The following is a 26,175-nucleotide window of genomic DNA, read 5'->3' as shown; positions in this document are numbered from 1 at the left end:
CTACTCCCCCGACAGGTCGCCGAGCCGGTCCCGCAGGCTGACGACCTGGCCCACCACCACGACCGCGGGGGCCTGCACTCCGGCCGCCACCGCGTCACGGGCGGCATCGGCCAACGTGGTGGTGGTCGTGCGCTGCTCCGGGGTCCAGCCGCGTTCCACCAGCGCCACCGGCGTGTCGGCGGCGCGGCCGGCAGCGATCAGGGCCGCGGCGGTCTCGGCCAGCCGGGTGACGCCCATGAGCAGCACCAGCGTCGCGTCGGGAGCGGCATCGGCAGCTGCGGCCAGCACGTGCTCGGCGCCCTCGTGCGCCGAGGCCACGACGAAGGACGCGGCGATCCCCCGGTGCGTCACGGGGATGCCTGCGGCCGCTGGCACCGACACCGCCGAGGTCACTCCGGGCACTACCTCGACCGGGACGCTGTGCTCGACGCAGTACAGCGCCTCCTCGCCTCCTCGACCGAGGACGAACGGGTCACCGCCCTTGAGCCGCACCACCCGCTTGCCCAGGTGCGCGTGGTGCACCAGGAGCTCGTTGATGCGGGACTGGCTGACGGGGTGGTTGCCCGGGGTCTTGCCGACGTCGATGACCTCGACGTCCGCCGCCACGGTGCTGAGCAGCCCTCGCGGTCCCAGCCGATCGGTCACGATCACGTCGGCCGCCGCCAGGAGCGCGCGGCCACGGACCGTGATGAGGTCGTCGGCGCCGGGCCCACCGCCGACGAGGGCGACCCGTCCCACACCGGCCTGGGGGCCGCTCCCCGGGGCATCCTGGGGGCTGTCGCGCCGCACCCGACGCACTGGCAGGGTGCCGCTGTCGAGAGCGGCCAGGACAGCGTCACGGACCGCGGTCGCGCGACGGGGGTCGCCGCCCGCGCTGACGGCGATGGTGAGGCCGTCGCTCGCCGCGCCCGCGACACCCCTCGCCACGGCGGGGGTCCAGGCGGCGGAGGCCTCCGCGGCATCGGCGCGCACGCACCAGATGCGGCCCGCATCGGCTTCGCGGGCCACCTGGGCGTCGACAAGCGGGTCGCCGGTCGCGGTGTGCACCAACCACGCGGGCTCAGGCTGGAGGAGGTCGCCGGCCACGTAGTCGCGGTCCTGCCACGTGATCCGGTCGGTCCTGACCAGTGCCGCCAGGTCCTCGCAGACGAACGGTGCGATCAGGTCCACCGCTGCCCCGGCCTCGAGGAGCCCGGCCGTGCGGCGCGCCGCCACGGGTCCACCACCGACGACCACCACCCGTCGCCCGGTCAGGTCGAGGGTCAGGGGGTAGCTGGGCGAGGTCATCAGATGCCCTCTCCGGCGTTGCGGTCCGGAGCGTCGGCCATGCCGGCCGCGAGGGTGGAGCCGTCGGCCTCGTCGATAAGCAGAAAGGCGCCAGTGCGGCGCAGCGCGCGGTAGTCGTCGATGGCGACGTCCTCGGCGAGTCGGATGCGGACCCGACCGATGGCGTTGAGGGCGAGGCCGTCAGGCGCTGCGCGGTGCTCCATCGTCGCGATGTCGAGCTGGTCCACGATGTCGTCCACCAGTGCACGCACGGTGCGCGTGCCGACCCTCAGCAGCACACGGTCACGCTGACGCAGCGGGTGCTCCGACAGGACCGCCACGGTGCCTGCGAGGTTGCGGGTCGTCAGGCTGGGTTCGTCAGCAGTCGCCAGCAGGTCGCCGCGGGACACGTCGAGGTCGTCGGTGAGGCGGAGCACCACCGACTGGGGGGCGAAGGCCACGTCGAGCGACTCCAGCGATCCGTCGCCGCGGGCCCGGTCGATGCCGGCCACCGTGGTGCGGCCTCCGCCGGGCAGGACGACGACCTCGTCCCCCGGGCGGACCACACCGGAAGCCAGCCGGCCGGCATACCCGCGGTAGTCAGGGTGCTCGGCGCCCTGGGGACGGATGACGTACTGGACCGGCAGGCGCAGCGGCTGCGCTGAGGGGTCGGTGCCGACCGGCACCGACTCGAGGTGCTCGAGCAGGGTCGGGCCGGTGTACCACGCTGCGCGGTCGGAGCGATCGACGACGTTGTCGCCGAACAGGGCGGAGACAGGCACCGCCGCGACGTCCTCGATCCCGAAACGCGTTGCGTGGCGGCCGAACTCGGCGACGATGTCGTCGAACCGCTGTTGCGACCAGTCGACCAGGTCCATCTTGTTGACGGCCACCGCCACGTGACGGACACCCAGCAGTCCCGTGACTGCGAGGTGGCGTCGTGTCTGCTCGACCACCCCGTGCCGCGCGTCGATCAGGATGAGGGCCAGCTCCGCGGTCGAGGCACCCGTGACCATGTTCCGGGTGTACTGGACGTGGCCGGGGGTGTCGGCGAGGACGTAGGACCGGGTCGCAGTCGAGAAGTAGCGATAGGCCACGTCGATGGTGATGCCCTGCTCTCGTTCCGCCCGCAGGCCGTCGGTGAGAAGCGCGAGGTCTGCGGCATCCAGGCCCCGCTCACGGCTGACCCGCTCGACGGCGTCGAGCTGGTCGGCCAGCACCGACTTGGTGTCGTAGAGCAGCCGCCCGACCAGGGTCGACTTGCCGTCGTCGACCGAGCCGGCCGTCGCCAGCCTGAGCAGGTCGTGGCGTCGCGCGGGGGCGGAGGGGTCCTGGACGGCAGTGGTCACGGGGGTCTGCGCTTCCTGGGTCGAGGGCATCAGAAGTACCCCTGCTTCTTGCGGTCCTCCATGGCGGCCTCGGACATGCGGTCGTCGGCCCGCGTGGCGCCCCGCTCGGTCAGCCGGGAGGCCGCCAGCTCGAGGATCACGCCGGCCACGTCGGTGGCGTCCGAGTCGACGGCGCCGGTGCAGCTCATGTCGCCGACCGTGCGGTACCGGACCGTGCGGCTCTCGACCCGCTCGGAGTCCTTGGGGCCGCCCCACTCACCCGGAGCGAGCCACATGCCGTCGCGAGCAAAGACCTCGCGCTCGTGGGCGTAGTAGAGGTCCGGCAGCGCGATGCCCTCACGCTCGATGTAGCGCCAGACGTCCAGCTCGGTCCAGTTGGACAGCGGGAAGACGCGGACGTGCTCACCGACCGCGTGCTTGCCGTTGTAGAGGTCCCAGAGCTCCGGACGCTGACGACGCGGGTCCCAGGCGCCGAAGGAGTCACGCAGGCTGAACACGCGCTCCTTCGCCCGGGCCTTCTCCTCGTCGCGGCGGCCTCCACCGAAGACCGCGTCGAACTTGCCGGCCTCGATGGCATCGAGCAGCGGGACCGTCTGCAACGGGTTGCGGGTCCCGTCTGCGCGCTCGCGCAGCCGGCCGTCGTCGATGTAGTCCTGCACGTGGGCCACGACGAGCCGCACTCCAAGCCGCTCGACCGTCGCGTCCCGGTAGTCGAGCACCTCGGGGAAGTTGTGGCCGGTGTCGACGTGGAGGAGCGCGAACGGCAGCGCCGCCGGGGCGAAGGCCTTGAGCGCCAGGTGCACCATCACGACCGAGTCCTTGCCACCCGAGAAGAGGATCACCGGGCGCTCGAACTCCCCCGCGACCTCGCGGAAGATGTGGATCGCCTCGGACTCGAGGTGGTCGAGGTGGTCGAGGGTGTACTCGGCGGGCAGCGCCCGCGCGGCGGTGGTCGTCGTCATGTGTGCAGCCCGCATTCGGTCTTGTCCTTGCCGGCCCAGCGGCCGGCCCTGGCGTCCTCGCCCTCGGCGACCGGACGGGTGCACGGGGCGCACCCGATCGAGGTGTAGCCCTCCTGCCGCAACGGGTTGAGGAACACCCCGTGCTCCTCGACGTAGCGGTCCACGTCGTCGTCGGTCCACCCCGCGATGGGGTTGAGCTTGACCATCTCGCGACGCTCGTCCCACCCGACGATGCCGATGTCGGTGCGGGTCGGCGCGTCCACCCGTCGCATGCCCGTCACCCAGGCCTGGTGGGTCGAGAGCGCACGGTTGAGCGGCTCGACCTTGCGCATCGCGCAGCACTGGTCGGGAGCACGGTCGTGCAGCTTCTCGCCGTACTTCGCGTCCTGCTGGGCCACCGTGAGCAGGGGCAGGATGGTGCGGATCGTGATGGGCAGCATGGCTTCGTAGGCGTCGCGGGTGCCCAGCGTCTCGGCAAAGTGGTAACCCGTGTCGAGGAAGAACACGTCGGCGCCCGGGATCGTGGTGCCCACGAGGTGCACCAGCACCTCGTCGCCCATCGACGAGGCGACGGTGAGGTGCTCACCGAACGTCTCCTGCGCCCAGCGCAGGGCCTCACGGGCCAGCTCCACGCGGGCTTCGTATGCCGCGTCGCCGGACGTCTCGGCGCCGCTGGCCTCGAGCGCGGCGAACCTGTCACCGCCCTCGGCGGCGAGAGCGCGCAGCGCGTCGGCCGGACGGGTGTCGCTGGTGACCGCGGTCATGGCTTTCCTCCCTGCAGCTCGGCTTCCTCCCGGAGGCGACCCGGGATGCGGGTGGTGTCGAGGGCCGCCAGCTGGACGGTGAACACCCGCGCGCAGGCGTTGCAACGCCAGCCGCCGCGAGGCTCCTCCACGGGTCGCAGGTCCTCCTCGGCGCAGAACGGGCAGTAGTAGATGACGCTCCCGCGCGGCGCGTCACTCATCGGAGGTCGTCCTCCTCGGCGCGATGGGCCCAGTGCGCGAACGACTCGTCGCCCTCTCGCTGCCCGACGAACCGTCCGGCGAGCCGCTCGACGTACTCGGGCAGGTCCTCGGCGCGGACCTTGAGGGCACGGGTCTTGCGGGCCAGCTGTGGCTCGGTGCCGAGGCCGCCGCCGAGGTGGACCTGGAAGATCTCGACGAGGTGGCCGTCGTCGTCGGTCTGGACCATGCCCTTGAGGCCGACATCGGCGACCTGGGTGCGGGCGCAGGAGTTCGGGCAGCCGTTGATGTGGATCGAGAACGGCACGTCGAAGTCGGGCAGCCGACGCTCCATCTCGGCGATGACCGTGTGGGCACGTGCCTTGGTCTCCACCAGCGCCAGCTTGCAGAACTCGATGCCGGTGCAGGCCATCAGGCCACGTCGCCACTCGCTGGGGGCGGTCGGCAGGCCGAGCTCGTCCAGACCCGCGGTGAGGGCGGCGACCTCGCCCTGCGCAACGTCGAGCACGAGCAGCTTCTGGTGGGCGGTGAGCCGCACGCGACCCGAGCCGTGCTTGGCAGCCAGCTTCGCGACGGCATACAGGGTGGTGCCGCTCACGCGGCCGGCGATGGGAGCGACGCCGACCCAGAACCTGCCGTCCTGCTGGGCGTGCACGCCGACGTGGTCGCGACGGTGTGCCGAAGGCGGGGGTGGTGCAGGTCCGTCGGTGAGGGTGCGCTCGAGGTACTCCGTCTCGAGGACCTCGCGGAACTTCTCCGGTCCCCAGTCGGCCATCAGGAACTTCAGCCGGGCACGGTTGCGCAGCCGGCGGTAGCCGTAGTCGCGGAAGATCGAGACGACGCCCTTCCAGACCTCGGGGACCTCCTCGAGCGGCACCCACGCGCCGAGTCGCTGGGCGAACATCGGGTTGGTGGACAGTCCCCCACCGACCCACAGGTCGAACCCGGGACCGTGTTCGGGGTGCTGGACCCCGACGAACGAGATGTCGTTGACCTCGTGCGCGACGTCCAGGCTCGGGCTGCCGGAGATGGCGGTCTTGAACTTGCGCGGCAGGTTGGAGAACTCGGGGCTGCCGATGTAGCGCTCGAGGATCTCGCGGACCGCCGGGGTCCCGTCGAGCACCTCGTCGGCGGCGATGCCGGCCACCGGGGAGCCCAGAATGACGCGAGGGGTGTCGCCACACGCCTCCGCAGTGGTGAGTCCGACGGCTTCGAGGCGCTTCCAGATCTCGGGGACGTCCTCGACCCGGATCCAGTGCAGCTGGATGTTCTGCCGGTCGGTGATGTCGGCGGTGTCGCGGGCGAACTCGGTGCTGATCTGGGCGATGGTGCGGAGCTGGTCCCCGTCGAGCGCGCCGCCGTCGCTGCGGACCCGGAGCATGAAGAACTCGGCGTCCAGCTCGCTGGGGTCCAGGGTGGCGGTCTTGCCGCCGTCGATGCCGGGACGGCGCTGGGTGTAGAGCCCCCACCAGCGCATCCGCCCGCGCAGGTCCTCGCCCGTGATGGAGGCGAACCCCTCCTTGGAGTAGACCTCCTCGATCCGCGCCCGAACGTTGAGGCCGTCATCGGCCTGCTTGAACTCCTCGTTGGCGTTGAGAGGGGTGCGGTCGCCGTCGGCCCAGGCGCCAGTGGCCTTGCCTGCCTGCCGCTGGGGTCGCGTGGGGGTCTGCGTCACCCAACCATTGTGCCAATCCTGTTATGGATTGCATAACCGTCCATTATTCGACCGCAATCCCCACCAAACCTGTGGGTATGCCGCGCGGTCAGGGGGCCCGTCAGGCCAGCGAGATGAGGTCGAGGTAGTCCTGGCCCCAGTGGTCCTCGACGCCGTCGGGCAGCAGCAGGATGCGCTCTGGCTCGAGCGCCTCGACCGCTCCCTCGTCGTGGGTGACCAGCACCACCGCCCCCTTGTAGGTGCGCAGGGCACCGAGGATCTCCTCGCGCGACGCGGGGTCAAGGTTGTTCGTGGGCTCGTCGAGCAGGAGGACGTTGGCGCTGGACACGACGAGCATCGCCAATGACAGCCGGGTCTTCTCCCCGCCTGACAGGACGCTGGCGGGCTTGTCGACGTCGTCACCGCTGAACAGGAACGACCCGAGGACCTTGCGGACCTCGGTCTCGCCGAACGAGTCGGGCGCGGCGGACTTCATGTTCGAGAGCACGGTGCGGGAGACGTCGAGGTTCTCGTGCTCCTGGGCGTAGTAGCCGAGCTTGAGGCCGTGGCCTGGCTCCACCTGACCCGTGTCGGGGGTGTCGACGCCGGCCAGCATGCGCAGCAGGGTCGTCTTGCCTGCACCGTTGAGGCCCAGGACGACGACGCGTGACCCGCGGTCGATGGCGAGGTCGACGTCGGTGAAGACCTCCTGGCTGCCGTAGGACCGGGACAGGCCCGAGGCTCGCAGAGGCGTGCGCCCGCACGGGGAAGGATCGGGGAAGCGCAGCTTGGCCACCTTGTCGCTGGTCCGCTCCCCCTCGACGCTCGCCATCAGGCGCTCGGCGCGCTTGATCATGTTCTGGGCAGCGACCGCCTTCGTCGCCTTGGCGCGCATCTTCTCGGCCTGCTCCATGAGGGCAGCGGCCTTCTTGGTCGCGTTGGCGTACTCGCGCTTGCGGGCCCGCTCGTCGGTCTCGCGCTGCTGGAGGTAGGGCTTCCAGCCGACGTTGTAGAGGTCGAGCTCGCCGCGGTTGGCGTCGAGGTGGAAGACCCGGTTGACGACGGCGTCGAGCAGCTCGACGTCGTGGCTGATCACCACCAACCCTCCCTGGTAGCCCTTGAGGTAGTCGCGCAGCCAGCCGATGGAGTCGGCGTCGAGGTGGTTGGTCGGCTCGTCGAGCAGGAGGGTCGCGGCGCCCGAGAACAGGATGCGTGACAGCTCAACGCGGCGGCGCTGTCCACCGGACAGGGTGGCGAGCGGCTGGCCCAGCACCCGCTCCTCGAGCGACAGGGCACTGGCGATGGTCGCCGCCTCGGACTCGGCGGCATACCCGCCCTGGGCGGTGAACTCGCCCTCGAGCCGCGAGTAGCGCCGCATGGCCTTGTCGCGCGTCTGGTCGTCGGCGCTGGCCATCGCGCCCTCGGCCTCACGCATCTGGGTGATGATCCGGTCGAGTCCGCGCGCCGACAGGATGCGGTCGCGGGCCAGGACGTGCAGGTCACCGGTGCGCGGGTCCTGCGGCAGGTAGCCCACTTCGCCTGTCGCGGTCACCGAGCCGGCCGCAGGCTGCCCCTGCCCCGCGAGCACCTTGGTCAGGGTCGTCTTGCCCGCACCGTTGCGGCCCACGAGGCCGACCCGGTCACCGGCCGCGATCCGGAACGTCGCGCCGTCGAGCAGGAGCCTGGACCCAGCACGCAGCTCGATCCCACTGGCGGCAATCACGACGGAACTCCAGACATCACAGGTGGGGTGGGGCGCTCCGATGAGTTGCGGATGCGCCGCGCAGGGGTTGAGATCACTAGTCTAACCGGGAGAGTTGACCGACCAGTACAGCTGCACAGGGCAGCCACGCCCTCACGACCGCGGAGGCCAGATGAGCTTCAACGACGATGTCAAGATCGACACCTCGCAGGTCGGGTCGGGCGGCAGCGGGGGCGCCCCGGGGGGCATGGTCGTGGGCGGCGGGATCGGCGGCATCATCCTGCTCATCATCGCCCTCATCTTCGGGATCAACCCGAGCGACCTCCCGACCAACCCCGGCGGGGGCACGTCGGACCAGGGCCAGGTCCAACCCGGGGGCACCGAGGACGGTTCCGCGTTCGCCGAGTGCAAGACCGGTGCCGACGCCAACAAGAACGACACCTGCCGCGTCATCGCCACGGTGAACTCGGTGAACGCCTTCTGGGCGCAGGAGCTGCCCAAGTACAAGCGGGAGTACACGCCTTCCAAGACGATCCTCTACAACGGCTCGACCCAGTCGGCCTGCGGCACCGCAAGCAACCAGGTCGGCCCGTTCTACTGCCCGTTGGACAAACAGGTCTACATCGACGTCAGCTTCTTCGAGATCTTGTCCTCCCAGTTCGGCTCGAGCAGCGGGGCCCTCGCCCAGGAGTACGTCGTGGCCCACGAGTACGGCCACCACATCCAGGACATCCTGGGCCTGCTCGACCAGGCCCAGCAGAACCCCCAGGGCAAGAACAGCGGCAGCGTCCGCATCGAGCTGATGGCTGACTGCCTGGGCGGCGTGTGGGCCAACCACGCGACGCAGACCAAGGGTGAGAGCACGAGCGGCGGCGAGGTGGCCTTCCTCAAGCCACTGACGGACAAGGACATCAAGGACGCGCTCTCCGCGGCCTCGTCGGTCGGTGACGACCGGATCCAGGAGAAGACCCAGGGCCGGGTGAACCCCGAGTCGTGGACACACGGGTCTGCGGCGGCACGCCAGCAGTGGTTCACCACCGGTTACAAGACCGGCGACCTCAACCAGTGCGACACCCTCAGCCCGGCCACGGTCGAGTAGGGAACCTGCGGTCAGTCGTCCTTCGCACCCGGGTGAGCCTTGTCGAGCTCCTGGAGCAGCCGGTGCGCCGCCAGCTCGACGTCCTTGTGGCGCCACTCCGCGGCGCGGTACACACACGCGATGAGCCCGCTGCGGTGCACCGTGCCGAAGTCGCCGTAGGCGAAGGCGTGCCGCGCCTTCGTCTCGTCGTTGGCTCCCTCGGTGAGCCCGAGGAACCACTTCGGGTACTCGTCCCAGCCGTGCTCCTCGAGGAACGCGTTCTCGGTGTCCGCGTCGGGCTGCACGCTGCCCCACTCGCTGTCGAGCACGACCTCGCCGGCCTTGATCAGGTCGCGGCAGTGCCGCACGGCTGCCCGGTTGACCTTGTACTTCGCCATGCAGCCATCATGCGACAGATCAGTCCTGGATCGTGATGCGCACCGCGCGGCCTCGGTAGAGCGCGTCCTCGAGCACCGCCCGCCGGGGGTCCGGCAGGTCGTAGAGCTCACGGCGTGGCAGCGCGTCGAGGTGCGCGAGCCTGGGGTCGTCGAGGACGGCGCGGACCAGCGCCTTGTCGCCGCCGACCACCAGACCGGTTGGTATGCCGCGCGGCAGGATCCGCAGCGTGTGCTCGGCGACCGCACGGACCAGCTCGTCGGCCTGGTTGCCCCGTCGCCGCGCGAAGCGCTGCTGGGACCAGCCACCGGCAGCCGTGCGGGACTGCACGTGTCGTGTGCCCACCTTGGACTCGGTGAAGGTGGCCCCGTGCGCCAAGCCCACGGCATACCCACCGCGTCGGATGAGGAGCACGCCCAACGGGTCGTGCGAGAACTCGTCACGTCCCGTGATGAGCTGCGGCGTCGCCGAGCCCTCGTTGTTGGCGGCGAACCGCTCCAGCCAGCCGTCAAGCCGTTCGGGGGCGACGTCGACGACTCTCGGCCTGGGACCGGTCAGAGGTTGAACCCCAGGGCGCGCAGCTGCTCGCGACCGTCGTCGGTGATCTTGTCGGGGCCCCACGGCGGCATCCAGACCCAGTTGACGCGGTAGGACGCGACCAGGCCCTCGAGGGCCTGCTGCGTCTGGTCCTCGATGACGTCGGTCAGCGGGCAGGCCGCCGAGGTGAGCGTCATGTCGAGGACGGCATGCTTCTGCGCGTCCACCGTGATGCCGTAGACGAGGCCGAGGTCGACGACGTTGATCCCGAGCTCGGGGTCGACGACGTCGCGCATCGCCTCTTCGACGTCCGCGACGTTGGGGGAGGCTGTGCTCGTCTCACTCATGACTTGTCCTTGCTGGTTGCCGTGTCGGTGCTCGTGTCGCTGTTCGTGCTGCCGGTCGTGCTGCCGGCTGTGTCACTGCTCTTGGTGTCATGGCCTGCTCGGTGCAACGCGTCCGTGAACGCCATCCATCCCAGCAGAGCACACTTCACCCGCGCCGGGTACCTGCTGACCCCCGCAAAGGCGACCCCGTCACCGATGACCTCCTCGTCGCCGGGGTCGGCACCCTTGGAGGTGAGCATCGTGCGCATCGCCTCGTGCGTGGTCATCGCCTCGGCGACGGTGTGCCCGATGACCTCGTCGGCCAGCACACTGGTGGAGGCCGTGGAGATGGAGCAGCCCAGCGCGTCGTAGGAGATGTCCTTGACGACGGCGTCGCTGCCGCTGCCCTCGACGTGCACGCGCAGGGTCACCTCGTCGCCGCAGGTCGGGTTGACGTGGTGGACCTCGGCCTCGAAGGGCTCGCGCAAACCGGCGTGCAGCGGGCGCTTGGAGTGCTCGAGGATGAGCTCCTGGTAGAGGTCCATCAGCTCGCCACCCCGAAGATCGCCGGGACGCGGTCGAGCGCGTCGAGCAGCGTGTCGACCTCAGCCGGCGCGTTGTAGGCCGCGAGGGTGGCCCGCGTCGTCGCGGTCACGCCCATCCGGCGGTGCAGCGGCCAGGCGCAGTGGTGTCCGACGCGGACTGCGACTCCCTGGTCGTCCAGCACCTGCCCGACGTCGTGGGCATGCACCCCCTGCACGTCGAAGGCGACGGCACCCACCCGGTCGACCGACTCGGCGGGACCGACGATGCGCACCCACGGCCGCTGCGCGAGGCCCGCCAGGAGTCGCTCGGTCAGCGCGTGCTCGTGGGCCGCGATGCGGTCCAGGCCCAGCTCGTCGAGGTAGTCGATGGCGGCGCCGAGCCCGACGGCTTGCGCCGAGTTGGGCGAACCGGCCTCGAAGCGCTGGGGCGGCGGTGCGTAGGTGGTCGCCTCCATCCGCACGGTCTCGATCATCGAGCCGCCGGTGATGAAGGGCGGCATGGCGTGCAGCAGCTCGCCGCGACCCCACAGCACTCCAACCCCGGTGGGGCCGAACATCTTGTGGCCGGAGAAGGCCGCGAAGTCGACACCGAGGTCGGCCACGTCGAGCGCGAGGTGGGGTGCCGACTGGCAGGCGTCGAGGACCGTCAGGGCACCGACGGTCCGGGCGGCGGCAGCGAGCTCGCGGACCGGGTTGATGGTGCCGAGGACGTTCGAGACGTGCGTGAACGCGAAGACCTTGGTGCGGTCGGTGAGCAGCTCCCCCAGCGCCGGGCCGTGCACCCCGTCGAGGTCGAGGCGGCCCTCGTCGGTCACCCCGACCCAGCGCAGGGTCGCGCCGGTGCGCCGGGCGAGCTCCTGCCAGGGCACGAGGTTGGCGTGGTGCTCCATCTCGGTGACCAGGATCTCGTCACCCTCACCGAGGTCGAGCCGAGGATCCTTGGCTTGTCCCGCAACGGAGTTCGAGAAAGCGTAGGCCACGAGGTTCAGGGACTCGGTGGCGTTCTTGGTGAACACCACCTCGTCGTCCGCTCCCCCGACGAACCGCGCAGCCTTCGCGCGGGCGCCTTCGTAGGCGTCGGTGGCTTCCTCGCTGAGCTGGTGCGCCCCGCGGTGCACCGCGCTGTTGACCTGCTCGCTGAAGGCGCGCTCGACGTCGAGCGCACCGGCATACCGCTGCGACGTGGCACCGGAGTCGAGGTAGACCAGCGGCTTCCCGTCGCGAACGGTGCGCGACAGGATCGGGAAGCCGGCCCGGATGCGGGCCAGCTCCCCGTCGCTGAAGGTCGTTGCACTCATGGGGTATGCCGCGTGGCTGGGTGTGGCGCTCAGGCCTGGGTGGCGAGGTAGCGGTCGTAGCCCTCGGCCTCGAGGCGGTCGGCCAGCTCGGGGCCGCCCTCCTCCACGATCCGGCCGTCGACGAAGACGTGCACGAAGTCGGGCTTGATGTAGCGCAGGATCCGCGTGTAGTGCGTGATGAGCAGGACGCCGACCTCGCTGTTCTGCTTGGCCCGGTTGACACCCTCGGAGACCACGCGCAGGGCGTCGACGTCCAGGCCGGAGTCGGTCTCGTCGAGGATCGCGATGGACGGCTTGAGCAGCTCCATCTGGAGGATCTCGTGGCGCTTCTTCTCGCCACCGGAGAAACCCTCGTTGACGTTGCGCTCGGCGAACGTCGGGTCCATCCGCAGCGCCTCCATGGCGCCCTTCATGTCCTTGACCCAGGTGCGCAGCTTGGGGGCCTGGCCGTCGATGGCGGTCTTGGCTGTGCGCAGGAAGTTGCTGACGGTCACGCCGGGGACCTCGACGGGGTACTGCATGGCGAGGAACAGGCCAGCGCGGGCGCGCTCGTCCACCTTCATGGCCAGCACATCCTCACCGTCGAGGGTGACGGTGCCGCCGGTGACCGTGTACTTGGGGTGGCCGGCGATCGAGTAGGCCAGCGTGGACTTGCCCGAGCCGTTGGGGCCCATGATCGCGTGGGTCTCGCCGGACTTCACGGTCAGGTCGACCCCGCGCAGGATCTCCTTGGTGCCGTCCTCGACGTCGACGGTGACCGTCAGGCCACGAATCTCAAGTGTTGCCATGGTTTTCTCGTTTTCCTTCTGTGGTCAGGCGTTCAAGGGGGTCGGGCTGACGAAGACCTCGTCGTTCTCGACCCGGACGGGGTAGACGTTGATCGGCACGATCGCGGGCGGCCCGGAGGGCTCGCCGGTGCGGATGTCGAACCGGGAGCCGTGCAGCCAGCACTCCAGCGTGCAGCCGTCCAGCTCACCCTCGGACAGGGAGACGTTGGCGTGGCTGCAGGTGTCGTCGACCGCGTGGATCTCGCCGCTCTCGGTGCGGATGATCGCCATGATCGTGCCGTTGATGTCCGCGGCAGCCGCGCCCCGCTCGGGGAGCTCGTCGACGCGGCAGACGCGCACGAACTCGGCCTCGTCGGGCACCAGCTCGGAGACGGCGCTCACGCGACGTCCTCGATCGCCGCGATGCCGGGCACCGCGCCGAGCTCGGCGTCGATGACCTCCATGAGGTGCTCGGAGATCTCGGGGACCCCGATGCGGGCGACGATGCTCGCGAAGAAACCGCGGACCACCAGCCGGCGGGCGACGTCCTCCGGGATGCCGCGTGCCATGAGGTAGAACAGCTGCTCGTCGTCGAAGCGGCCGGTCGCAGAGGCGTGTCCGGCACCGACGATCTCGCCGGTCTCGATCTCGAGGTTCGGGATGGAGTCGGCGCGACCACCCTCGGTGAGCACGAGGTTGCGGTTGAGCTCGTAGGTGTCGGTGCCCTCGGCGCTGGCACGGATGAGCACGTCACCCACCCAGACGGTGTGGGCGGTGTCGCCCTGGAGCGCGCCCTTGTACTCGACGTTGGAGTGGCAGTGCGGCGCCTCGTGGTCGACGAAGAGGCGGTGCTCCTGGTGCTGACCGGCGTCGGCGAAGTAGACGCCGAGCCCCTCGAAGGAGCCACCGGGGCCCGAGTAGCGGGCGTTCGTCGAGACCCGGACGACCTTGCCGCCGAGGGTCACGGCGATGTGGCGCAGGCGGGCGTCGCGACCGATCAGGGCGTCGTTCTGGGTGACGTGGTGGGCGTCGTCGTCCCACTCCTGCACCGTGACGAAGGTCAGGTCCGCGCCGTCGCCGACCTTGAGCTCGACGTTGGCCCCGCACTCGGCCGACCCGCGGTGCGTGAGCACCACGGTGGCCTTGCTGTGGCGCCCGGCGTCGATGACGAGGTGGCCGTTGACGCGGGCGAAGTCCGTCGCGGTGACGGTGATCCGCACCGGCTCGGCGAGCTCCGACTCGGCCGGGATGGACACCTGGGTCGCCTGCGCCTCACCGGCCCACGCGACCGCGGCGGCGCGGTCGGCGGGGACCAGCACGCCGGCAGACCTCGGGTCCACCAGCGAGGTGGTCACCTCGGCTGGCGCCTGGATGTCGACGGTGACCTTGTCGGCCTGGGTGGGCGCGACCTGGAAGAGTGCGGACAGCCGGTCCACCGGGGTGAACCGCCACGCCTCCTCTCGGCCACCGGGGACGGCGAAGTCGTCCACGGCATACGAGGTCTTGCGCTCGGCCCGCGACTGGTCGGGGACGAATGCGGCGGCGGAGTCCTCGTGGGACCCCGCCGGCGCTTCGGGGTTCTTCTGGGCCAGCAGGCTCAACCCACTGCTCCTTCCATCTGGAGCTCGATCAGGCGGTTGAGCTCGAGGGCGTACTCCATGGGCAGCTCACGCGCGATGGGCTCGACGAACCCGCGCACGATCATGGCCATGGCCTCTTCCTCGGTCATCCCGCGGGACATGAGGTAGAACATCTGGTCCTCGGACACCTTGGAGACGGTCGCCTCGTGGCCCATCGTCACGTCGTCCTCGCGGATGTCGACGTAGGGGTAGGTGTCCGAGCGGCTGATCGTGTCGACCAGCAGGGCGTCGCAGACCACGCTCGAGCGGGAGCCATGGGCACCCTCGAGGATCTGCACGAGTCCGCGGTAGGACGTGCGCCCGCCGCCACGGGCCACCGACTTGGAGACGATGGTCGAGGAGGTGTTGGGGGCCGCGTGCACCATCTTGGCGCCGGCGTCCTGGTGCTGGCCCTCACCCGCGAAGGCGATGGACAGCGTCTCACCCTTGGCGTGCTCGCCGAGGAGGAAGACCGCCGGGTACTTCATGGTGACCTTGGAGCCGATGTTGCCGTCGATCCACTCCATCGTCGCGCCCTCGGCCGCGGTCGCCCGCTTGGTGACGAGGTTGTAGACGTTGTTGGACCAGTTCTGGATGGTCGTGTACCGAACGCGGGCGTTCTTCTTCACGATGATCTCGACGACCGCGGAGTGCAGCGAGTCGGACTTGTAGATCGGCGCGGTGCAGCCCTCGACGTAGTGCACGTAGGAGCCCTCGTCGGCGATGATCAGCGTGCGCTCGAACTGGCCCATGTTCTCGGTGTTGATCCGGAAGTAGGCCTGCAGGGGGATGTCGACGTGGACGCCCGGCGGGACGTAGATGAACGAGCCACCCGACCAGACGGCGGTGTTGAGCGCGGCGAACTTGTTGTCACCGGCGGGGATGACCGACGCGAAGTACTCGCGGAACAGGTCCTCGTGCTCGCGCAGGCCGGTGTCGGTGTCGACGAAGATGACACCCTTTTCCTCCAGGTCCTCACGGATCTGGTGGTAGACGACCTCGGACTCGTACTGCGCCGCGACACCGGAGACGAGGCGCTGCTTCTCGGCCTCCGGGATGCCCAGCCGGTCGTAGGTGTTCTTGATGTCCTCGGGGAGCTCGTCCCACGAGGTCGCCTGCTTCTCCGTCGACTTCACGAAGTACTTGATGTTCTGGAAGTCGATGCCGGTGAGGTCGCTGCCCCAGTTGGGCATCGGCTTCTTGCCGAACAGGCGCAGCGACTTCAGCCGCAGGTCGAGCATCCACTGGGGCTCGCTCTTGCGGCCGGAGATGTCGCGCACGACGTCCTCGTTGAGGCCACGCTTGGCCGTGGCGCCAGCGGTGTCGCTGTCGGCCCAGCCGTACTCGTAGCGTCCCAGGTCCTTCAGACCCGGGTTCCGCTCCTCGATGTTGGTGCTCATCGCGTGGCCCCTTCTGTTGGTGTAACAGGTGTTGGTGTGACAGCAGTCGTGGTGGTGGTTGTGGTGGTCGTGGCGGGCTTGGAGGTGACGGGCTTGCTGGTCGGGACGAACGTCGTGCAGACGTGGTCTCCGTGGGCGAGCGTCGCCAGGCGCTGCACGTGCACGCCGAGCAGCCGCGAGAACGCATCAGTCTCAGCGTCACAGAACTGCGGAAATTCCCGAGCCGCGTGCTGGACGGGGCAGTGCCCCTGGCACAGCTGTATGCCGGTGAACGGGCTCGTGGAGCCCGGCTCGCCCACGGGGCGGGCCGAGGCGGCGAAACCGTCGCGCGTGAGGGCGCCGACGAGGGCGTCCACGCGAGCGGCGGTGCCGGGGCCGGCGGCAGCCAGCTCGGCGGCATACCGGCCCTCGAGCTCGGCCACGCGTGACTCGGCGAACCGGCGCACTGCGTCCTGGCCGGACTCCCGCGACAGGAACCGTAGGGCTTCGGTGGCCAGGTGGTCGTAGTCGGACTCGAGGCCCTGGTGGCCCGCGTCGCTCAACACGAACGAGCGTGCCGGGCGGCCGCGACCGCGAACACCGGGGGCCACCTCGTGCGTGGCGATGAGGCCGGCGTCCTCGAGGTTCTCGAGGTGACGACGCACGGCGGGGGCGGTGAGCCCGAGGTCCAGGGCCAGCGTCGCGGCCGTGATGGGACCGCGTTCGCTGATCACCTGGAGGATCCGGTCGCGCGTGCGTGACTCCAGGACCGCAGGGGCCCCGTGGGTCGTCGCGACGGACACCGGGATATTCACAACGCCGATGTTACGTAAATACCCGGCGCAAGGGAAAGCAAGGTGAACCTAACCCTCGCTCAGCCCAGCAGGCCACGCTCTCGCGCGACGGCCACCGCCTCGCCCCGGCCGGCCACCCCGAGCTTGGCGATGATGTTGGACACGTGCACGCTGGCGGTCTTGGCGCTGATGAACAGCTGAGTGCCGATCTGCCGGTTGCTGCGGCCGAGGGCGACCAGCGCGAGGATCTCGGCCTCACGGCTCGTGAGGGCCTCACCGAGCCGTGAGGCCGCCTTCGGCGTGGTCCGGACTCCCCCACCGAGCCGGATCTCGGCCCGGAGCGGTTCGGCTCCGAGCCGCTGGGCCACCTCGAGCGCGGCCTTGAGCTCGTCCGAGCCGCGCGGGTCGCCGGTCGACTTCAGGATGGTGCCGAGGCGGGCCCGTGAGCGCGCTGCCTCGTAGGGATGCCCGTAGGCGTCGAAGGTGTCCACCGCGTCCTGCCAGGCCTCGACGAGGGGCGCGGGGTCGACCTCGGCTCCCCCGAGCCACTCCAGCCGCAGGGCCTCGGCCCGGGCGCGCGCCCTCCAGGCGGTGGACTCGGGTCCGTCGTTGCCGGGCCGCGTCGTCGCGCGGTCCCAGACCTGCGATGCGGACTCGGCCAGCTCGGCGCCCCGTGACAACAGGGCTGCGCGATCCGAGGTCGGCACCCGCTGGATGTGGCTGCCCAGCTGGCCGAGCAGCAGGGCGTCCAGCCGCAGCTGACCCTGGAACAGGGGGTACCAGACACGGTTCAGCACGTCGACCACCTCGTCGTGCACCCTGATGGCAGAGGCGAGGTCGTCGGCGTGACCGTAGAGGTCGATGGCGGCGCTGCCCGCCAGCAGAGGGACCAGGCCCTCCTGTTCCCACCACGGCCGGGACGCCTCGTACCCCGCCACGGCAGAGAAGTCCCCCTGAGCCGCGGCGACGTACATCCGCGCCCCCATGAGCATGGAGCGGGCGGGCTCGGGCGGGACCTCGCTCGAGACGTCGAGGATCTCGAGGGCCTCCGACCACCGGCCCCGTTCGTAGGCGGCGATCCCGGCGAGCAACCGGCCGTCGAAGGCATAGGGGGCCCAGGGCCGCCCCGCACCGCGGGCGCGCTCGACCCCACGCCGGTAGACGTCGACCGCCTCGTCGAGGCGTCCCGCGCGGTGGTGCAGCCAGCCGAGGTGGTGGTAGGCCCGGACCTCGGCAGGGTCGCCGGGAGTCCTGGAGGTCGCGATGATCCGCTCGAGGGTGGCCCGGGAGGTCTCGGGATCGCCGGCGCGTTCGAGGATGCGCGCCTCCACGACCCGCACCTCGTCGGCCACGTCGTGCAACCCGGACGCCTCGGCGGCAGCGACTGCCTCGTCGACGGCGGCGATCGCCTCGCCGTCACGCCCACGGTCGGCGAGGGCCTGCACCTTGGCCGCGAGCAGCCGGGCCCGGATCTGGGGGTGTTCCTCGTCGACACCGTCGAGCAGGCCGAGGCCCTCTTTGGTCGCCGCCAGCGTGTCGAGCGTGCTCTCGGTGATCCGCGCCGTCGTCGCCAGGGCGGCCAACAGCTCGGCACGCCCGGCCGGGTCGGCTCGTGGGCCTCGGCGGGCCAGTCGCTCCTCGAGCAGCTCGAGCGCCTTGAGGACGCGCCCGACCGCGGTGGCGGCCGCGGCCGCTCGCAACGTCACCGCGTCACAGTCGGGGTCGCTCTCGGGCATCAGCGCCAGGGCGTTCTTGAAGTGGCGGAAGGCCTCCTCCGGCCCGGCCATGCGCAAGGCGGAGTCGCCCGCCTGCACGCTGGCCTCGCGCGCCTGCTCGCGCTGGCCCGCAGCGGTGGCATGCCGGGCCAGCTCTGCCCAGGTGCCGAGCGAGCGGTCCTGCGCCAGGGCGGCGGCATACCTCTCGTGGGCACGGACCCGCTCGCCGGGCAACAGGTCGTCGTAGACCGTCTCGCCCAAGAGGGCGTGGCGGAAGGCGTAGCCGCCGGTGTCCGTGGGGACCAGGACGTGGTGCTCGACCGCGTCTCGCAGGCCCGCGTCGAGGTCGGCCTCGCCGAGACCGGCGACGGCCGCCAGCAGCCGGTGCGACACGTGGCGTCCGGCGGCCGAAGCCACCCGGACCACGTGCTGCCCCGAGGTCTCGAGCTGGTCGAAGCGCACGAGCAGCAGTCGGGACAGGTCCTCGGCCAGGCCGGACCCCCCGAGCGCCGTCGCGGCCACCAGTTCCTCGGTGAAGAACGCGTTGCCCTCGGCCCGCTCGACCACCTGACGCACCTGGTCCTCGGGCAGCGGCTGGGACTGCAGCCCTCGGACCAGCGCTCGGACGGCGTCGTCGCCGAGCGGGGCGAGGTCGAGCCGCTCGACCTCGGCCAGCCGGGACCAGTGGGCGAGCGTGGTCCGCAACGGGTGGCGCCGGTGCAGGTCGTCGCTGCGGTATGACGCCACGATGCTCACCCGACGGGCGAAACCCCTCGTGAACAGCAGCGTCAACAGGTCGCGGGAGGACTGGTCGGCCCAGTGGACGTCCTCCACCACGAGCAGGATCGGCGCGTCGGAAGCCAGGTCGTCGAGAGCGGCGTGGACCGCCTCGACGAGGTCGCCGCGGTCGAGCGCCGCATCCGCGGCCTCGTCGGGGTTGGGATCGGTGCGGCGGGCGGGGACCAACCGGGACAGCCCCGGGTGCGCCTTCAGGACGCGGTCGAGAACGTCCGGCGAGGTGCTCTCGAGTCGCCCGAGGACCTCGATGAACGGCAGGTAGGGCAGCGACTGGCCGGCCTCACCCAGACAGTGCCCGACCAGCACCGTCCAGTCCTGGGCCCTGGCGCGCGCCGCGACCTCGGCGAGGATGCGGGTCTTGCCGATCCCGGCATCACCGGACAGCAGCACCAGGCCCGTGCCTGACGGACCGTCGATGCCGAGGAGCGTGGCGAGCCTGGTCGCCTCGTCGTCACGTCCGACGAACAACCCGGCAGCCGAACGCTCGAAACCCACGACACCGATTATGTCGGAGGGCTCCGACAGGGTGTCGTGGGTTTCGGCGTGGTGGGCTTCGGCTGGGTGACGGTCGCCGCGGTGGGTGTCGACGTCGAGCGTGGTCGCCATCGGGCGGCCGCCGTCAGGCGACCCGAGCCGAGCCGGTGCGGGCGGCGCCCTGACCGTGACGGTGCGAGTGCACGACCCGGCCGAGGGCGGTGCGGATGGCGTGGCCGTGGTGCCGTGCGGGGACGGCGCTGGCCAGCCCGGTCGACAGCCTCTCGGTGCGCCAGGCAACCTCGGCGGCGACGAACAGCGGGTCTGCGTTGATGCTCATGCTGTGCTCCTTCTGGTGGTGGTGTGTCCTCAAACCTGACCGTCTGAGGCAGGCGTTCACATGGGGCGGGTGCCTTATCTGTGGCCGCACCTGCCTCAGGGGGCCTCAGACCGGGCGCGGGGTGTGGCGGACCGACTGCCCCAGCGGCCGCGGCAGGTGCCAGTCGCGGCGCCTGCGCGTTGGCCGGGGCTGGCGGCGGGCGAGGTTGGCGCCGGACAGGCTCTCCTGCTTCCACTGCTGCTCGGCGAGGACGATGTACGGGTGGGCGGTGAGACTCATGGCCGTGCTCCTTCGTGCCTTGGTATTCCTCGTGGTTGATGCCTCCACAGTTCGCCTCTGAGGCACCCCTCCACATGGGGAAGTCGCCCATCCCTCGATCGACACGCGACTGTTCTGAGGTGCCCGGCCCCCCTCAGGGGTGCTGCGTCCCGGACCTAGACTCAGGGCGTGCCACCCGCTGTCCTCGTCTCCGGTCTCGCCAAGCGCTACGGCAGCGTGGTCGCCCTGGACGGCGCCTCGTGGCAGGCCGAGCGCGGTGCGGTGACGGCAGTGCTGGGGCCCAACGGCGCCGGCAAGACCACGATGGTGGAGTGCTGCGAGGGGCTGCGCCGGCCGGACGCGGGTCAGGTCCGCGTGCTGGGCACCGACCCGTGGAACGCCGGCCCCGCCCACCGTGCACGAGTCGGCGTGATGCTCCAGGACGGCGGGCTGCCCGCATCCGCCCGTCCACTGCGGCTGCTGCGCCACCTCTCGTCGATGTATGCCGCGCCCGCGCCCCTCGACCCCCTCGTCCAGCGCCTCGGGATCGACGAGTTCGCCGGCACCTCGGTGCGTCGGCTGTCCGGGGGTCAGCGGCAACGCGTGGCGCTGGCGGCAGCCCTGGTCGGTCGTCCCGAGGTGGCGTTCCTCGACGAGCCCAGTGCCGGCCTGGACCCGCACGCACGCCTCGACGTGTGGGAGCTCGTGCGGTCCCTGGCCGACGGGGGCGCGGCAGTCGTGCTCACCACGCACTCCTTCGAGGAGGCCGAGCGGCTGGCCGACCACATCGTCGTCGTCGCCGCCGGTGCCGTCGTCGCCCAGGGGTCGCTCGACGCCGTCACCGGCGGGGACCGGCTCGAGGACCGCTACTTCGCCCTGACGGGGAGGTCGGTCGCATGACCGCCGCCTCCGCCCCCACCGCGCAGGCTGCGCCGGCGGCGCCCGCTGCCCGGGTCCTGGCCCAGGCCCGGTTCGAGGCGGTGACGCTGCTGCGCAACGGAGAGCAGCTGCTCGTGGCCGTCCTCCTCCCGGCGGCCGTACTCGTGGCCCTCGTCCACGCGCAGTCCATCTCGCTCGGGGACGGGCGCCGGGTCGACCTGGCCGTTCCGGGTGTCCTCGCGCTGTGCGTGATCTCCTCGGCCTTCACCGGCCAGGCCATCGCGACCGGCTTCGACCGCCGCTACGGCGTGCTGAGACTGCTCGGCGTCACTCCGCTCGGCCGCACGGGGCTGGTGCTCGCCAAGGCCGCCGCGGTGCTCTGCGTGGTCGCTGTGCAGGTGGTCGTCATCGGAGCGCTGGGGCTGGCGCTCGGCTGGGAGCCGACGCTGCGCGGCATACCCGCGGCACTCCTCTCCCTAGTGCTGGGAACGTGGGCCTTCGTGGCTCTGGCCCTGCTCCTGGGGGGCACGCTGCGCGCCGAAGGCGTGCTGGCCGTCGCCAACCTGCTGTGGGTCGCCCTGCTCGCCCTCGGTGGGGTCGTCATCGCCGGCACCGAGCTCCCGGACAGGTTCGCGAGCGCCGTTGCCCTGCTGCCGTCGGCCGCGCTCGGTGACAGCCTGCGCGCCGCGCTGGTCGAGGGTCGGATGCTGCCGGGCGCCTGGCTCGTGATGACGCTCTGGGCGCTCGCGGCGACGGTGCTGGCACGCCGGTTCTTCCGCTGGAGCGACTGACTGGTGGCGCCGGCCCTGGTCCAGCACACCACCGTCACCAGGGCCAGCAGACCCACGAGCCACCACGGTCGCGCCGTCGCCACCGCCACCACCAGGAGCGTCGCGTACCCCGCCGCGACCCCCGCCCGCCACGTGTTGGTCTCCATGCGTCCAGTCAGCCAGCCCACCGCGGCCAGCACCATGAGGGGACTCCCCCAACCGCGTCAGGGTCCGCCCTGAGCCGTACCCTCGTTGCGTGACCGCAGCACCAGCCTCGACCTCCACCATGGCCGCACCGGTGGCCTCCGCCGGACGGGTGTGGCTGCCCAGGATCCTGCTCGCCAACCTGGTCGTCGAGGTGCTCATCGTCGTCACCGGCGGCCTCGTCCGGCTCACCGGCAGTGGGCTCGGCTGCCCCACGTGGCCGCAGTGCGTGCCCGGCTCCTACACCCCCGTCCCCCACCAGGCGGAGGGGTGGCACCGCTACATCGAGTTCGGCAACCGCACACTCACCAGCGTGGTCAGCATCGCGGCCCTTGCGACCGTGTATGCCGTGTGGCGCTGGGCCGCGCGCCGTCGCGACCTGCTCGTCCCCGCCCTCGGCGTGCTCGCCGGGGTGGGCGTCCAGGCGGTGCTCGGCGGGATCACGGTGCGCACCGGCCTCAACCCGTTCACCGTCTCGGCCCACTTCCTGGTGTCGATGTGCCTCGTCGCCACCTCGGCCTACCTCGTCTTCCGCGCACCGGAGCCGGCCGGGCCACGGCCGCTGGTCGTGCACCCCCTCGTCCAACGGCTGGGCTGGGCCACCTGTGCGGTGGCTGCGGTCGTGCTGATCCTCGGCACCGTCGTCACCGGCTCGGGTCCGCACTCGGGCGACGCCGACGAGCCGGCCCGGTTCGGCCTCGACCCGCGCACCATCTCCTGGCTGCATGCCGATGCCGTGATGCTGTTCGTCGGACTGGTGATCGCGATGTGGATCGCGAGCCGGCTGGGCGACGGGCCCGCGGCTCCCGGCCGCGCCTGGGCCGTGGTGCTCGTCGTGACCCTCGCCCAGGGTGTGGTCGGCTACACGCAGTACCTCACCGGACTGCCGTGGGTCGTCGTCCTGGTGCACATGTTCCTGGCCACCGTGCTGGTGGTGACGCTGACCCGCGCCATGGTGCGACTCCGCGCGCACTGACCCCTACCCAGGACGAGCCCCGAAGAGCACACTCGGGCCATGAGACCTCAAGCGGACGTGCTCCGTGGCCACGCAGGGCAGCTCGTGGCGATCATGCTGCTCCTGGCCACCCTTGCGATGTGGTGGTCGGTGCGCGGCTCTGGTGAGGACTGCGCCGTTTACGGCGCCTCACCCCAGGCGGCCAGCCTCTCCACCGTGGGCCAGACGCCGATCGGCTGCGTGCGCTAGACCATTCCACAAGGACTCTTGTGCAACCTTCGTTGTGCAAATAGTCTTGTGCACATGCCCGCCAAACAACGCCCAGGAGTCAGGACCGTCACCGAGGCCAAGGCCCTCGCGGCGATGGCCAACCCGTTCCGCTCGCGGATGATGGACGCGCTCAAGGTCGACGGCCCGTCAACCGCCTCCGCCCTCGCCGCCCGCACCGGGCAGGCCGTCGGCAGTGCCAGCCACCACCTCAAGGTGCTGCACGAGGCCGGCCTGGTCGAGGAGGCACCCGAGCTCGCCAAGGACCGCCGCGAACGCTGGTGGCGCCTGGTCGACCCCGGCACGCGCTGGTCGCGCGCCGACTTCGCCGACGACACCGCAGCAGTCACGGCCGCCTACGCCGCCGAGGCGCTGGCCCTCCAGCGCCAGTTCGACCGCACCCGTGAGTGGAACGCCAACGCCGCGTCCGTCCCCGAGTGGGACGCCGTCTCCTTCGCCACCCAGAACTGGATGAAGGTCTCCCCCGACGAGCTGCAGCAGGTGGCCGACGAGATGGTCGACGTGCTGATGCGGTGGTCGCAGCGCGAGGTGCCTGACGACGGCGTCGAGCGCGAGTCGGTGTTCGTCTTCGCCCGAGGGTTCCCGGCCCAGCCATGACGACCCACACCACACCGGTTGCCCCGCCTCCCCCACTGGCCCGCAACCGGAACTTCAGCCTGCTCTGGTTCGGCGAGGGCGTCAGCGTCCTCGGCAACGCCACCACCTCGGTCCTGCTCCCGCTCCTGGCCGTCGTCGGCTTCGACGCCGGCCCCGGCTGGATGGGTGCGCTGACGGCGGCGGCCTGGGTGCCGTGGCTGCTCATCGGGCTCCCCGCCGGCGCTTGGGTGGACCGGCTGCCGGCCCGCCGCGTCATGGTCGTGAGCGACCTCGTCGCGGCCCTGACGCTGGCCAGCGTTCCGGTCGCCTGGCTCCTCGACGTCCTCACGCTCCCCCATCTCGCGGTCGCGGCCTTCTGCAACGGCGTGTGCACCGTCTACTTCCGCGCCGCCTACCCGGCGTTGGTGCGGCAGGTCGCCCGGCGCGAACAGCAGGAGGCTGCGTTCGCACGGTTGTTCGGCACCGAGTCGGCCATGCAGGTCGCCGGCCCCGGGGTGGGCGGTCTCCTCGCCCAGGCGATCTCCACGGCCGGGGGCATCCTCGTCGACGCGGTCAGCTTCCTCGTGTCGGCGGTGTGCCTCTGGCGGCTGAAGCTGCCCGCCGCCGAGCCCCACCTGGCGGAGGACGTCGAGGTGGCATCGCTGGCCCGACGCATCCGCGAGGGCATCGACTACATCCGCCACGACCGGATCATGCGCTTCTTCATGGTGATGCGCGGCATGAGCAACTTCGGCCTCACCGGCTACGCGGCGCTCCTCGTCCTGTTCCTGGTCCGGGAGGTCGACCTCGGCTCGGGGGCGGTCGGCCTGGTGATGGCCGTGGGCTCGCTGGGCGGCGTCATCGGGGCGGCCGTCGCGACCCGCGTCTCGCACCGGCTCGGCTCGGCGCGGGCCCTGCTCGCCCTGCAGGTGCTGGCCGGGCCACCCGCCCTGCTGGTGCCGCTCGGCGCTCCGGGCGCCGGTCTGGTCGCCCTGGTCGCGGGAATGCTCCTCGTGGGCGTCGGCGTGGTCGCGGGCAACGTGATCCGCGGTGCCTGGCGCAACCGCTACGTGCCCGAGCACATGGTGGCCAGACAGGTCACGACCATGCAGGTCATCAACTACGGCACCATGCCGCTGGCCGGCATCGCGGCCGGCGCCCTGGGCAGCACCTTGGGGCTGCGCCCGACCATCGCGGTGATGGCGGCCATCCACGTGGTGGCCTGCCTGTCGATGTGGTGGAGCCCGCTGCGCGGACTGCGCGAGATGCCCGGCCCTGTGGCCGAGGTCAGGGATCCGGCCGTCAGCGTCAGCGAGAGATGACCGGCAGGTAGAGCAACGGGTCGACGGCAACACCGAGGAACAGGATGCCCACGTAGGTGATCGAGAAGTGGAACAGCCGCATCGGCTTGAGCGCCTGGGGGTCCGCACCGGTCCTGGCGACGCGCAGCAGGCGGTGCGCCTCGAGCAGGAACAGCAACCCGGTGACCAGTGCCGTGCCGAGGTAGATCCAGCCCATCGGGTTCACCCACACCAGGGCGAGCGACACGGCCACCATCGCCCAGGAGTAGGCCACGATCTGGCGGGCCACGACGACGAACTTCTCGACCACCGGCAGCATCGGCACGTGGGCCGCGGCGTAGTCGTCCTTGAACTTCATCGACAGCGGCCAGTAATGCGGAGGCGTCCAGAAGAAAATGACCAGGAACAGCATCACGGCCGACCACGACACCGAGTTCGCCACTGCCGACCAGCCGATGAGGACGGGCATGCAGCCGGCCGCGCCGCCCCAGACGATGTTCTGCGCGGTGCGGCGCTTGAGGATCATCGTGTAGCCCACGGCATACATGACGATGGCGCCGAGCGAGAGGGCCGCCGAGAGCCAGTTGACGACCACGGCGAACCACACGGTCGAGACGACGGTGAGGACCACCCCGAACACCAGCCCCTCACGCGGGCTGATCTCGCCGGTCACCATCGGACGGTTGCTCGTGCGGTGCATCTCCGCGTCGATGTCGCGGTCGTAGACACAGTTGAACGTATTGGCGGCGCCGGCACTGAGCGCACCACCGACGAGGGTGGCCACGATAAGCCAGAGCGAGGGAATTCCCTTGTGCGCCAAGAACATCACCGGCACCGTCGTCACCAGCAGCAGCTCGATGATGCGGGGCTTGGTGAGCGCGAGGTATGCCGCTGCCTTGCGTCTGCGACCCGGGGCCGAAGACGCGGAGATCCGGGCAGACGGATCGAGTGCGGTCACGGCGTCCTTCGTGGGTGGTGCAGGG

The 26,175-nt window shown here is 70.9% G+C and carries 28 protein-coding genes; 7 read left to right on the top strand and 21 right to left on the bottom strand.

The window, feature by feature from the left end:
- From cobA to AC1DWP_RS02410, 7 genes are all read right to left on the bottom strand, one after another.
- Nucleotides 1-1,287, bottom strand: coding sequence for a uroporphyrinogen-III C-methyltransferase (cobA, locus tag AC1DWP_RS02440; RefSeq protein WP_477612854.1), 1,287 nt, complete (start codon nt 1,285-1,287; stop codon nt 1-3).
- Complete coding sequence (locus tag AC1DWP_RS02435; protein ID WP_477612853.1) at nt 1,287-2,645, bottom strand: sulfate adenylyltransferase subunit 1; 1,359 nt, start codon at nt 2,643-2,645, stop codon at nt 1,287-1,289. The genes cobA and AC1DWP_RS02435 overlap by 1 nt, the downstream gene beginning before the upstream one ends.
- Complete coding sequence (gene cysD, locus AC1DWP_RS02430) at nt 2,645-3,577, bottom strand: sulfate adenylyltransferase subunit CysD (RefSeq protein WP_477612852.1); 933 nt, start codon at nt 3,575-3,577, stop codon at nt 2,645-2,647. The genes AC1DWP_RS02435 and cysD overlap by 1 nt, the downstream gene beginning before the upstream one ends.
- Nucleotides 3,574-4,341 carry a phosphoadenylyl-sulfate reductase gene (locus tag AC1DWP_RS02425; protein ID WP_477612851.1) on the bottom strand — a complete coding sequence of 256 codons (768 nt, stop codon included), beginning with the start codon at nt 4,339-4,341 and terminating at the stop codon, nt 3,574-3,576. The genes cysD and AC1DWP_RS02425 overlap by 4 nt, the downstream gene beginning before the upstream one ends.
- The gene (locus tag AC1DWP_RS02420; protein ID WP_477612850.1) at nt 4,338-4,541 is read right to left on the bottom strand and encodes a hypothetical protein; all 204 of its coding nucleotides are present in this window, start codon (nt 4,539-4,541) and stop codon (nt 4,338-4,340) included. The genes AC1DWP_RS02425 and AC1DWP_RS02420 overlap by 4 nt, the downstream gene beginning before the upstream one ends.
- Nucleotides 4,538-6,214, bottom strand: coding sequence for a nitrite/sulfite reductase (locus AC1DWP_RS02415; protein WP_477612849.1), 1,677 nt, complete (start codon nt 6,212-6,214; stop codon nt 4,538-4,540). The genes AC1DWP_RS02420 and AC1DWP_RS02415 overlap by 4 nt, the downstream gene beginning before the upstream one ends.
- A gap of 100 nt (nt 6,215-6,314) precedes the next feature.
- On the bottom strand, nt 6,315-7,916 hold the full coding sequence (locus AC1DWP_RS02410) for an ABC-F family ATP-binding cassette domain-containing protein (RefSeq protein WP_477612848.1): 1,602 nt from the start codon (nt 7,914-7,916) through the stop codon (nt 6,315-6,317).
- Nucleotides 7,917-8,067: 151 nt separating this feature from the next.
- Between AC1DWP_RS02410 and ypfJ the strand changes: the two genes are divergently transcribed.
- Nucleotides 8,068-8,994: a KPN_02809 family neutral zinc metallopeptidase gene (ypfJ, locus tag AC1DWP_RS02405; RefSeq protein WP_477612847.1), complete on the top strand. Its 927-nt coding sequence runs from the start codon at nt 8,068-8,070 to the stop codon at nt 8,992-8,994.
- Nucleotides 8,995-9,005: 11 nt separating this feature from the next.
- Here ypfJ and AC1DWP_RS02400 read toward each other — a convergent pair whose 3' ends face one another.
- The 13 genes from AC1DWP_RS02400 to AC1DWP_RS02340 all read right to left on the bottom strand — a co-directional run bounded on the left by AC1DWP_RS02400 (nt 9,006) and on the right by AC1DWP_RS02340 (nt 20,240).
- A complete protein-coding gene (locus tag AC1DWP_RS02400) occupies nt 9,006-9,371 on the bottom strand; it encodes a hypothetical protein (RefSeq protein WP_477612846.1) in 366 nt (121 codons plus the stop codon).
- Between the two features lie 19 nt (nt 9,372-9,390).
- Nucleotides 9,391-9,990 carry an acVLRF1 family peptidyl-tRNA hydrolase gene (locus AC1DWP_RS02395; protein ID WP_477612845.1) on the bottom strand — a complete coding sequence of 200 codons (600 nt, stop codon included), beginning with the start codon at nt 9,988-9,990 and terminating at the stop codon, nt 9,391-9,393.
- Nucleotides 9,924-10,253: a metal-sulfur cluster assembly factor gene (locus AC1DWP_RS02390; RefSeq protein WP_477612844.1), complete on the bottom strand. Its 330-nt coding sequence runs from the start codon at nt 10,251-10,253 to the stop codon at nt 9,924-9,926. Before AC1DWP_RS02390 ends, AC1DWP_RS02395 begins: the two co-directional genes overlap by 67 nt.
- Nucleotides 10,250-10,777 (bottom strand): Fe-S cluster assembly sulfur transfer protein SufU, encoded by a 528-nt coding sequence (gene sufU, locus AC1DWP_RS02385; RefSeq protein WP_477612843.1) that lies wholly within the window; start codon nt 10,775-10,777, stop codon nt 10,250-10,252. Before sufU ends, AC1DWP_RS02390 begins: the two co-directional genes overlap by 4 nt.
- Nucleotides 10,777-12,075 (bottom strand): SufS family cysteine desulfurase, encoded by a 1,299-nt coding sequence (locus AC1DWP_RS02380; RefSeq protein WP_477612842.1) that lies wholly within the window; start codon nt 12,073-12,075, stop codon nt 10,777-10,779. The genes sufU and AC1DWP_RS02380 overlap by 1 nt, the downstream gene beginning before the upstream one ends.
- A gap of 29 nt (nt 12,076-12,104) precedes the next feature.
- Nucleotides 12,105-12,863: a Fe-S cluster assembly ATPase SufC gene (sufC, locus tag AC1DWP_RS02375; protein WP_477612841.1), complete on the bottom strand. Its 759-nt coding sequence runs from the start codon at nt 12,861-12,863 to the stop codon at nt 12,105-12,107.
- Nucleotides 12,864-12,887: 24 nt separating this feature from the next.
- A complete protein-coding gene (locus AC1DWP_RS02370) occupies nt 12,888-13,244 on the bottom strand; it encodes a non-heme iron oxygenase ferredoxin subunit (RefSeq protein WP_477612840.1) in 357 nt (118 codons plus the stop codon).
- The gene (gene sufD, locus AC1DWP_RS02365) at nt 13,241-14,443 is read right to left on the bottom strand and encodes a Fe-S cluster assembly protein SufD (protein ID WP_477612839.1); all 1,203 of its coding nucleotides are present in this window, start codon (nt 14,441-14,443) and stop codon (nt 13,241-13,243) included. The genes AC1DWP_RS02370 and sufD overlap by 4 nt, the downstream gene beginning before the upstream one ends.
- Nucleotides 14,440-15,861 (bottom strand): Fe-S cluster assembly protein SufB, encoded by a 1,422-nt coding sequence (gene sufB / locus AC1DWP_RS02360; RefSeq protein WP_477612838.1) that lies wholly within the window; start codon nt 15,859-15,861, stop codon nt 14,440-14,442. Before sufB ends, sufD begins: the two co-directional genes overlap by 4 nt.
- Nucleotides 15,858-16,655 (bottom strand): helix-turn-helix transcriptional regulator, encoded by a 798-nt coding sequence (locus AC1DWP_RS02355; protein ID WP_477612837.1) that lies wholly within the window; start codon nt 16,653-16,655, stop codon nt 15,858-15,860. The genes sufB and AC1DWP_RS02355 overlap by 4 nt, the downstream gene beginning before the upstream one ends.
- Nucleotides 16,656-16,714: 59 nt before the next feature.
- Nucleotides 16,715-19,753, bottom strand: a complete 3,039-nt coding sequence (locus AC1DWP_RS02350; RefSeq protein WP_477612836.1) for a helix-turn-helix transcriptional regulator — start codon at nt 19,751-19,753, stop codon at nt 16,715-16,717.
- 13 nt (nt 19,754-19,766) lie between these two features.
- Complete coding sequence (locus AC1DWP_RS02345) at nt 19,767-19,961, bottom strand: hypothetical protein (protein ID WP_477612835.1); 195 nt, start codon at nt 19,959-19,961, stop codon at nt 19,767-19,769.
- Between the two features lie 105 nt (nt 19,962-20,066).
- Entirely contained in the window at nt 20,067-20,240 is a 174-nt protein-coding gene (locus AC1DWP_RS02340) for a hypothetical protein (RefSeq protein WP_477612834.1), read from the bottom strand.
- Nucleotides 20,241-20,408: 168 nt separating this feature from the next.
- Between AC1DWP_RS02340 and AC1DWP_RS02335 the strand changes: the two genes are divergently transcribed.
- The 6 genes from AC1DWP_RS02335 to AC1DWP_RS02310 all read left to right on the top strand — a co-directional run bounded on the left by AC1DWP_RS02335 (nt 20,409) and on the right by AC1DWP_RS02310 (nt 25,213).
- The gene (locus AC1DWP_RS02335) at nt 20,409-21,119 is read left to right on the top strand and encodes an ABC transporter ATP-binding protein (protein WP_477612833.1); all 711 of its coding nucleotides are present in this window, start codon (nt 20,409-20,411) and stop codon (nt 21,117-21,119) included.
- A complete protein-coding gene (locus AC1DWP_RS02330) occupies nt 21,116-21,889 on the top strand; it encodes an ABC transporter permease (RefSeq protein WP_477612832.1) in 774 nt (257 codons plus the stop codon). The genes AC1DWP_RS02335 and AC1DWP_RS02330 overlap by 4 nt, the downstream gene beginning before the upstream one ends.
- A gap of 235 nt (nt 21,890-22,124) precedes the next feature.
- Entirely contained in the window at nt 22,125-23,048 is a 924-nt protein-coding gene (locus AC1DWP_RS02325) for a COX15/CtaA family protein (protein WP_477612831.1), read from the top strand.
- 39 nt (nt 23,049-23,087) lie between these two features.
- Nucleotides 23,088-23,276: a hypothetical protein gene (locus tag AC1DWP_RS02320; protein ID WP_477612830.1), complete on the top strand. Its 189-nt coding sequence runs from the start codon at nt 23,088-23,090 to the stop codon at nt 23,274-23,276.
- A 54-nt stretch (nt 23,277-23,330) separates the two neighbouring features.
- The gene (locus tag AC1DWP_RS02315) at nt 23,331-23,912 is read left to right on the top strand and encodes an ArsR/SmtB family transcription factor (protein WP_477612829.1); all 582 of its coding nucleotides are present in this window, start codon (nt 23,331-23,333) and stop codon (nt 23,910-23,912) included.
- Nucleotides 23,909-25,213, top strand: coding sequence for an MFS transporter (locus tag AC1DWP_RS02310; protein WP_477612828.1), 1,305 nt, complete (start codon nt 23,909-23,911; stop codon nt 25,211-25,213). The genes AC1DWP_RS02315 and AC1DWP_RS02310 overlap by 4 nt, the downstream gene beginning before the upstream one ends.
- Here the strand turns inward: AC1DWP_RS02310 and AC1DWP_RS02305 are convergent.
- A complete protein-coding gene (locus tag AC1DWP_RS02305) occupies nt 25,200-26,150 on the bottom strand; it encodes a heme o synthase (protein WP_477612827.1) in 951 nt (316 codons plus the stop codon). The two genes, AC1DWP_RS02310 and AC1DWP_RS02305, sit on opposite strands and share 14 nt — an antisense overlap.
- Nucleotides 26,151-26,175: the final 25 nt, after the last annotated feature.

The organism is Pedococcus sp. P2_F6, from assembly GCF_056403675.1.
Note: the sequence above shows the minus strand (reverse complement) of the source record. Positions and strands in the feature narration are given on the sequence as shown.